At 59.2% G+C, this 1,207-nt stretch carries 1 pseudogene; it reads left to right on the plus strand.

What is annotated here, in order from left to right:
- Positions 1-21: 21 nt before the first annotated feature.
- Positions 22-1,207: pseudogene (locus ACMZ91_RS21505) on the plus strand (IS3-like element ISStma2 family transposase); the annotation flags it as partial.

The following is a 1,207-nucleotide window of genomic DNA, read 5'->3' on the forward strand; positions in this document are numbered from 1 at the left end:
AGATCCAACCCCGAGGGATACATGAACAAATACGACGCGCGTTTCAAACTGCAGGTCGCCAAAGAGGCCTGCAAGACCTCCACATCGGTCAAAGCCATTGCCCGTCGCCACGGCCTGGAGTTCTCCACGGTCAGGCGCTGGGTGGCGACCTATCGGCTGCATGGTTGGCGGGGATTTCATCGCCAGGCCCGGTCCTATGACCTCCCGTTCAAACTGGCTGTCCTGGAGAAGATGAGCCAGGACGGCCTGTCCGGGCGCGAGGCCACCACCTACTTTCAAATTGGCGATGCCGGCGCGGTGGGGCGATGGCGGCGCCTGTATGCTCAAGGCGGTGCCCAAGCGTTGGCACCCCCTCCGCCGCCGCCCCGAAAGCCGATGAAGAAGACCCGTTCGTCCAAGCCGCCTGAAGATATGAGCCGCGATGAGCTGCTCAAGGAAGTCGCCTATCTGCGTGCGGAGACCGACTACCTAAAAAAACTCGATGCCTTGATCCGGGAAGAGCAGGCGGCGCAGGACGCAAAGCGCAAGCCGTCCAAGGATTGAGGCAGGTTCATACGCTGTCGCTTCTGCTCGAAGCAGCTGAGCTGTCACGCAGTACGTTCTATTACCAGAACCATGTCCTGGCCCATCCGGATCAGGATGAGGCAGCCCTGTGCGAGCGCATCCGTGCAATCTACGATCAAAGCCAAGGGCGCTATGGCTATCGCACGGTGACGCTGGAATTAGCCAATCAGGGTCATCGGACCAATCACAAGCGGGTTCAGCGCCTGATGGGGGAGATGGGACTGAAATCGCGGGTGCGCGTAAAGCGCTACCAGGCCTTCAAGGGGGCGGCCAATGTTGTGGTTGGCAATGACCTCAATCGCCAGTTCCATGCCGAGCGGCCCAACCAGAAGTGGGTGACTGACGTGACCGAGTTCAAGGTGCAGGGCATGAAGCTATACCTGTCGCCGATCATGGACCTCTACAACGGCGAAATCGTGGCTTATCAGATCAAGCGTCGGCCCGTATTTGATCTGGTGGGTCAAATGCTGGAGGAGGCCATCAAGAAGCTTCCCCCGGATGAGCGCCCCATGATCCACTCCGACCAGGGCTGGCAGTACCAGCATGAAAACTACCGGCACATGCTGGAAAAGCACTCGTTGAAACAAAGCATGTCCCGGCGCGGCAACTGCCTGGACAATGCGGCGATGGAAAGCTTCTTTGG

Origin of the sequence: Stenotrophomonas sp. FR024 (genome assembly GCF_047500745.2) — a bacterium.
Lineage (GTDB): Bacteria > Pseudomonadota > Gammaproteobacteria > Xanthomonadales > Xanthomonadaceae > Stenotrophomonas > Stenotrophomonas maltophilia_A.